We start from the raw sequence: 7,094 nt of genomic DNA on the forward strand, positions 1-7,094 counted from the left end.
GGGCGGCCAGGCGTGGATTCCGCCTGCCGCCCGCCCCGAGAGGGGCGCACCTCACGCCGCTCGCCGGACCCGGACCGGCTTTCCGTCCGCATCCACCGTGCGGGCCGGCCGTGGGCCGGGGAGGTCGACGCGCTCGAGACGGGAGATCGCCACCAGCACCACCACCCCGGCCAGCACGAGCCCGTGGGGCCACTCGTCCGAGAGCCGGGCCGCTCCGTCCATCAGGTGACGGGTCGTCACGATCGCGGTCAGGATCCCCGCGAACCCCAGCATCGGCACCAACGCGGCGGCCCGCGTCGGCATGATGGCCACCGACAGGAACCCGACCCCGACCGCGATGCTCCAGGTACCGAGCTCGCTGCCGGTGTGCCAGCGCCCGAGCAGGTCCGGCGAGGCCAGACCGATCTCCAGCGCCGCGATCAGGACCAGCACCCACCGCAACACGAGCGTCGGGTTCACCCGCAGCCGACGGCGGTCGTCGGCTGCGGCGGTCAGGATCGCGTCGGTGAGGTCCGGAACCTGGTCCGCGGATTGCAGCCGCAGGCTCCGGTGCAGACCCGCGAGCGCGTCGGCGTGGTCGCAGCACGCCCGGCACGTCGCGAGATGGGCCTCGAGCAGCGCCTCGTCGACCCCGAGCGGCTCACCGTCGAGCCGCGCCGAGAGGGCGTCGCGCCAGCGCTCACAGTCCATGTCGAAGGAGTCGGGCGGAGCCTGTCTCCAGTTCCCGGAGACAGGCAGAAAGATCCGCGGCGGCCCTCCCTCTGGCACAATGTCGAGCGATTAACTTGAGAAACAAGTCGAAGCACTCTGGTAACCGGACGCTTACACAAGCCGAATAGGCTCGGGATCCAGCAGCTCAGGAGGGCCCCCACTCATGCGCGACGACGACATCACCGCCTACGCCCTCGCGGCGGGGCGCGGCGACGCGGACGCCACCACGGCGTTCGTGCGCGCCACGCAGGCGGACGTCTGGCGCTACGTGGCCTACCTGGCCGACCGCGAGTACGCCGACGACCTCACCCAGGAGACCTTCCTGCGGGCGTTGCGCGGACTGCGGACCTTCCGCGGCGACGTGCCAGCCCGGGTTTGGCTGCTCTCGATCGCCCGCCGGGCCGTCGTCGACCACTTCCGCAAGCAGGGCCGTACCCCCACCGTGGCGGCCAGCCTGGACCTCGACGTCAGCGTCGCCGACCGGATCGCCCCGGCCACCCCGGACCCCGCAGGCGAGGTCACTCTGCAGGCGCTGGTCGCCCAGCTCGACCCGGACAAGCGCGCGGCCTTCGTGCTCACCCAGATCAACGGCCTGTCCTACGAGGAGGCCGCGCAGGCCTGCGGCGTGCCGATCGGCACCATCCGCTCCCGGGTGGCCCGGGCCCGCGAGGACCTGCTGGTCGCGATGCGCGCGGACGCACCGGCGACCGAGGTCGAGCCGGCGAAGACGCGCCGCCTCCGCCGCGGCCGCTAGCCCGGGACCTAGCCGGCGAACAGCAGCGACAGCCCGCCGAGCGTGTAGCCGATCATCAGCGTCATCATCGGGATCTGCCCGACCACGGCTGCCTTGGTGGGGAACAGCCGCACCGACCGGTCATGCGCGGCGAACACCCCGAGCACGTGCCCGATGATGATCGAGACCACCTGAATGGTGGCGATCTGCCCGACCGAGACCAGGCCGTAATTCACGGTCCAGTCCGCGGTGCCGAAGATGTTGCCCCCGTCCACCATCGGGTCCGAGGCCCGGATGATCGTCTGCTGCCCGGCGAAGACCAGCAGCGAGAAGTAATGGGCAATCAGATAGCCGGCCGCGATGGGGACCAGCGAGTGCGCGAAGGCGGTCGCGGCGCCGGCGGCCCCGCGGCCCGAGAGCAGCCCGGCCAGCCAGGACGCGGTGCAGAACGCCGCGGCCACCGTGCCGATCGAGATCGTCAGCGCGATGCTCGCCAGCGTCTCCGGCGAGAGGTCGGAGTCGAAGGTGCGGTCGTACCACCAGGTCGTCGAGGTGAACGAGTCGAAAGCCGTCGATCCGAGCATGACGGCGAGCACCGCGACCAGCCCGGGCGCTTCCGGGGTCCCGTCCAGGTTGTCCAGCGGGTTGCGCAGCACGAGCGCACCGTCGGCGCGCCGGCCCAGCACGGACAGCCGCCCGATCAGGGCGGAGAAGACCTCGAACCCGTCGCCGCGGGCGAACCACTGCCGGCCGAACGCCATCGCCCCGAGCAGGTTGGCCCCGGCGTAGAGCGAGAAGTAGGTGGTGAGGGTGCCGGTGGAGTCGCGGTTGTTGGCGCACAGCTCGAGCCAGACGAAGGACGCGAGCCCGAGGGCAGCAGGCCAGTAGCCGACCCAGCGCGGGAGCTCGAACGGGGGGTCGTCCGGGTCCAGCCGCAGCGTCCGGCAGATCAGCAGATGGATGGTGCGCAGCGGGTTGAGCAGCCGCCAGATCGGGCCGAACAGCAGCGAGGCCGGTACCAGCCCGACCCAGAACAGGACGTAGACGAACCCGGCCGTCGGGTTGGTGGCCAGGTCCGGCCCGGCCAGCGCCGCCCAGGCGACGAACCCGGTCAGCGCAAGCCCGAGCACCCGCAACCCCCAGCGCAGCTCGGTTGAGTCCGCGAACTCCCCGAGCTGCTGCGCCAACGGCCGACCGGAGGCGGCGCCGGTCAGCCGTGAACTGCGCCAGCGCAGCGCGAGCACGCCGAAGGAGATCGCGAGCGCGAGCAGCGCTCCGGCCAGCGCGTAGCCGAACGGCAGCGGCAGGTCCTGCCGCGAGCTGACCCCGTGGGCCAGCAGCAGGTCGGATCCGCCGGCCGGGACACCGGCCAACCCGGGCTACTTCACGACCAGGTTGAACAGCAGGAAGCCGGTCTCCTCAACCTCGACCTCGTAGGACCCGGCGGCCAGATCCACGGTGAAGGTCTTGGTCACGGTCTCCCCGGGCTCGACGTCGATCGAGAGGTCGACGCCGTGCACGTGCACCTTGTAGGCCTTGTCCGAGGTGAACACCAGGGTCAGCTTGTCGCCCTTGGCCACCGTCACCGACGGCCCGACCTTCTCCGTGGGCTTGCCGTTCGCCAGGTCGATGGTGATGGTCTGGCCGTCCTCGGCGTCCGTGCCGGCGGAAGAGCTCGGGCTCGCGGACGAGCTCGTGCTCGCCGAAGCGCTCGGCTCGGCGGACGGGGTCGACGCGGCGGTCGCCACCGGGGTCGGGGTCGGCTCCTGGGCGGCGGTGCCGTCATCGTCGTCGGTGCAGCCGGCGACGAGCAGAACGAGGGTGGCGGCGAGGGCAGCGGCGGCGGTCCGGTGCGCGGGGCGGTTCATGGGGCGGGTCCTTCCGATGGTCTGGTGACGCCCGCGAGCACCGGGCGCCTTCCTACCGGTCGTCCGCAGGCGGCAACTGGTTCCGGGCAAATGATGTCCGGACGGTCACGGTTCCCAGACGGCGCCCTGCGCGATCCCCGACATGCCGACCCAGAGCAACTGCATGAGGTGCCGGGCGGTCCGCTCCGGGGTGAGGTCGGGATGGCGGGAACGCCAACGGGTGATGCGCTCCCCGGCGCCGCTGATCGCGGCTGCGATCAGCTCCACCTCGACCATGTCGCTTCGTCCGGGCGGGCCGTGCGACAGGATCAGCGCCGCGATCAGCTCGGTGTGCTCGGACCGGATCGACTCGATCTCCTCCGCGCCCGGGCCGAACTCCAGCAGGCCCTCGTCGAGCATCATCGTCCAGAGCGCGGGGTGCTCGTCGATGAAGCGGTACCAGCCGACCAGGGCGAGGTAGAGCTGCTCGTCGGGCCGCGTCCCGACTCCGACGCCGGCCAGGATCGCGGCGCGCATCCCGTCCCGGGCCCGCCGCAGGCAGGCAAGGAACAGCCGCTCCTTCGAGCCGTAGTAGTGGTAGAGCATCGGTTTGGAGACCCCGGCTCGGGCGGCGATCTCGTCCATCGAGGACGCCTGGTAACCCAGCTCGCCGAAGATCTTCTCCGCAACGTCGAGCATCAGCGCCTCGCGCTCGGCGCGCGGCATCCGCCGGCGGGGCTCCCCGCCGGACAGACCGGCGTCGTCCTGGCTGGTGATGCTCACTGCAGAAGTCCTCCCGAACCGCTTGAGCTCACAAACCTTACGGTAATAACTTACTTTGAGTAAGTTATCGACGAGGGTGGCCTGCTCCGCCGGCCCCACGGCATAGGCTCCTCCGGTGACCGCCGCACCGGAGACCGGGATCTCGGAACAGCTCCCGCCACCTGATCCCGAGCAGCCCGAGCTCACCGACTACGCCTCCTTCGGCGCCCGGTTCTTCGACGTGCTCGTCACTGCCGACCGGGTCGCCGCCGCGGTCAACGGTGCGCTCGGGGACGAGCAGTTCGGGATCGGGCCGGTCCCGGTCGGACCGGGCAAGCTCGCCAGGCTCACCGTCACCGGCGAACTCGGCAAGGTCACCGCACGCCGGCGCGGCAAGGAACCGCTGCGCTTCCGGCTGACCATCCCGGCCGACATCAACCTGCTGATCGAGATGGCCGGGCAGGACAACCGCTTCCACGGCTCGGTGCTGGTCGGGCTCGACGTCACCGCCCGGGCGGCGTTGCCGCTCGCGCTGGTCTTCGAGATCGCCCCGCCGGCCCCCGAGGACATCAAGGTCGTCCTGGCCGCCGACGGGCTACGGGCCAATCTGCTGCGCACCCTCGCCGCGATGGACGAAGAGGTGCACCGCTACGTCCTGCGGTACGTGACGCGGGAGCTGGAGTCCGATCGGGTTCGCGAGGCGTGCCGGATCGACATCGCCAGCGCCGTCCAGGGCGCCTGGTCGGCCCGCTACGGCTCGCGGCGCCCGCGGGACTGAGTCCCCCGGCAGTCCCCGGCCCCCGCTGCTCAGGCCGGCTCGGTGAGCGCCCGCAGCCGGATGGCCATCGACGTCATCACGTCCAACGCGAAGGTCGGCGTTTCGCTGATCGGTATCGGCTCCTCGTCGTTGTACTCATCCGGAAGCGGACCGGCGCGCGAGGAGACTGAAGCCACCCATCAGCTGCCGGACCAGGCGCGGGTCGAAGGCCATCCGCGCGACCAGGCCGAAGAACGCCAGCGCCCAGTAGGTCTCAGCGGTGACCCCGACGGTGAAGGCCTTACCGAAGAACTCTCCGGACCCGCCGTCCATCAACACGAACATGTAGACCATGGAGGCGGCCATCGAGGCCTGCATTGCGCGCCCCACCCGCCCCGGGGAGAGGGCGCCGGGGAACGGCGGGATCGTCCGGCACATCGGCGCGTGGGCGGTGTCGAACACCCCGTAGGCCCAGCCGAGCGCGAGCAGCACGTACCCGGCGATCACCGCGTAGGTGAGCGCGGAGATCCCGCCGTCGAAGAGCAGGAACATGTAGGCCATCGCCAGGCAGTCCACCGTGATCAGCAGCCACATCGAGGTCGCCGTCCGGGCCTGCAGGCGATGCCGGTAGGCGTGCACGGTGCCACCGATCGCCACCGCCGCCACCACCAGGAACGCGACCTGCCAGAAAGTCTCGCGCACCGCACCGCCGGCCCAGGGCGCGAACATGTCGATCATCCCGACGCAGACCACCACGTGCAGTGCGGTGGCGAGCTGCAGGGGGCCGCGCACCATGATCAGCCCGAGCACCGCCCAGGCGGTGCAGACCGCCAACACCGCGACCCAGGAGAGCTGGAGCCACAACGGGAGCAGGTTCACCCAGACCTCGCTCTGGCCCGCTCCGCCGCCGTGATCGTGCATCAGATTCCCCCGTCCGAATCTGTCGCCACACCCACGCCGGCACCCACCCTCTGGTCCGGCCCGGCCGGCTCGATGAAGCCGAACGCGCGCGCCATCGGCTTGATCCGACGCAGCACGAAGAACTCCAGCACGAGGATGAAGACCATCGACAAGCCGAGCAGCGGGAACAGGATCCCGAGTCCGGCGATGACCGCCAGAATCCCGAACCCGATACGGCGGTCCGGTTCCTTACGCGGTGATCCGACCCCCTTGGGTCGGCGCTTGCGCCACATCACCAACGACGAGGCCACCGAGAGCAACAGCGACAGGGTGCCGGCCAGCGCGATCAGTTGGCTCCAGATGCCCCAGGCCCGGCCCTCGTGCAGGGCGATGCCCCACTCGACGGCCTGCGCGGAGGTGGTGGCGTCGCCGAAGGCCACGGTCTTGATGACCTGCCCGCTGTACTGGTCCAGATAGGTGCCGCCGAGATCGGTGGGGCTGCGGTTGGTCTTGCCGTCGGTGTCGTACCACTTGCCGGCGAACCAGCTCGCCTCCGGATCGTCCGCGGCCGGCGGGAACACGTAAAGGCTGCCGCGCCCCAGCTCCTGCTGGGCGTTGTGAATGACGGCGTCCATCGGCGCCGGCGTTCCGGGCGCCCAGGCCAACCGGCCGCCGTCGTTGGCCGCGGTGCCGATCAGGTCGGGTCCGGTGACCGGGCGCTGCGAGGGCGTGGTGACCGGCAGGTTCCCGAACAGCCACGGCGACTGCCCGTTGGGCAGGTCGTCGCGCATCACCGACGGGGCATCGGAGTCGAGGTAGTAGCCGTACTCGACCGGGTGGCCCATGTCGGCGACCGCCGAGTTGAACTTCGCGCCCCACACGCCGGTCCAGACCAGGCCGGTGATCATGAACGCGAAGATGAAGAACGCGAACATCACCCCGGTGACGGCGTGCAGGTCACGCCAGAAGAGCCGTTCGTTGCGTTCGCGCTGGGGGCGGACCGTGAACGCCTTGCGGAAGCCGGCGTAGAAATGCCAGCGCCAGACCGCTCGGTAGAGCGACTTCTGGCGCGCGGTCTGCGGCGGTGCTGGGGCGGCGGGCGCGTCGATGGCCATCGTGAAGCTCCGGGCGTCGGTCCGTCAGGAAGTTCCGCACGCCGGACGCGGAGGCCGTACCGTCGGCGGCCCGCGTGGGCCGTGCATACAACCGGGGGCGACATCGACGCCCGGTCACGGGTGGAGAAGGCGGCCCTTCGACCGCTCCTGACCCACTAGTGGTCCGTCTGCGAATTGATCTGGTTGAGGACCTCACGCCCGCGACGGACCTTGGCGATGATCTCCTCCGCGGTCGCCTTCCAGATGAAGGGCTTCGGGTCGGTGTTCCA

The 7,094-nt window shown here is 70.7% G+C and carries 8 protein-coding genes; 2 read left to right on the top strand and 6 right to left on the bottom strand.

Going from position 1 to position 7,094, the window contains the following annotated elements; all coding sequences use genetic code 11:
* Positions 1-51: 51 nt before the first annotated feature.
* Positions 52-690, bottom strand: a complete 639-nt coding sequence (locus tag H0X00_RS04825) for a zf-HC2 domain-containing protein (RefSeq protein WP_293767631.1) — start codon at positions 688-690, stop codon at positions 52-54.
* A gap of 184 nt (positions 691-874) precedes the next feature.
* On the opposite strand from H0X00_RS04825, the gene H0X00_RS04830 reads away from it, so the two are divergent.
* Positions 875-1,465 carry a sigma-70 family RNA polymerase sigma factor gene (locus H0X00_RS04830; protein WP_293767632.1) on the top strand — a complete coding sequence of 197 codons (591 nt, stop codon included), beginning with the start codon at positions 875-877 and terminating at the stop codon, positions 1,463-1,465.
* Between the two features lie 8 nt (positions 1,466-1,473).
* Here H0X00_RS04830 and H0X00_RS04835 read toward each other — a convergent pair whose 3' ends face one another.
* From H0X00_RS04835 to H0X00_RS04845, 3 genes are all read right to left on the bottom strand, one after another.
* Positions 1,474-2,817: a hypothetical protein gene (locus H0X00_RS04835; RefSeq protein ID WP_293767633.1), complete on the bottom strand. Its 1,344-nt coding sequence runs from the start codon at positions 2,815-2,817 to the stop codon at positions 1,474-1,476.
* Positions 2,818-2,823: 6 nt separating this feature from the next.
* On the bottom strand, positions 2,824-3,312 hold the full coding sequence (locus H0X00_RS04840) for a hypothetical protein (RefSeq protein WP_293767634.1): 489 nt from the start codon (positions 3,310-3,312) through the stop codon (positions 2,824-2,826).
* A gap of 105 nt (positions 3,313-3,417) precedes the next feature.
* Positions 3,418-4,074, bottom strand: a complete 657-nt coding sequence (locus H0X00_RS04845; protein ID WP_293767635.1) for a TetR/AcrR family transcriptional regulator — start codon at positions 4,072-4,074, stop codon at positions 3,418-3,420.
* 115 nt (positions 4,075-4,189) lie between these two features.
* Between H0X00_RS04845 and H0X00_RS04850 the strand changes: the two genes are divergently transcribed.
* A complete protein-coding gene (locus H0X00_RS04850) occupies positions 4,190-4,831 on the top strand; it encodes a hypothetical protein (protein WP_293767636.1) in 642 nt (213 codons plus the stop codon).
* A gap of 135 nt (positions 4,832-4,966) precedes the next feature.
* On the opposite strand, the gene H0X00_RS04855 is transcribed toward H0X00_RS04850, so the two are convergent.
* A complete protein-coding gene (locus H0X00_RS04855) occupies positions 4,967-5,731 on the bottom strand; it encodes a DUF5134 domain-containing protein (protein WP_293767637.1) in 765 nt (254 codons plus the stop codon).
* Positions 5,731-6,825 (bottom strand): PepSY domain-containing protein, encoded by a 1,095-nt coding sequence (locus H0X00_RS04860; protein WP_293767638.1) that lies wholly within the window; start codon positions 6,823-6,825, stop codon positions 5,731-5,733. Before H0X00_RS04860 ends, H0X00_RS04855 begins: the two co-directional genes overlap by 1 nt.
* Positions 6,826-7,094 lie beyond the last annotated feature (269 nt).

This window comes from Sporichthya sp., from assembly GCF_013815995.1.
GTDB lineage: Bacteria > Actinomycetota > Actinomycetes > Sporichthyales > Sporichthyaceae > Sporichthya.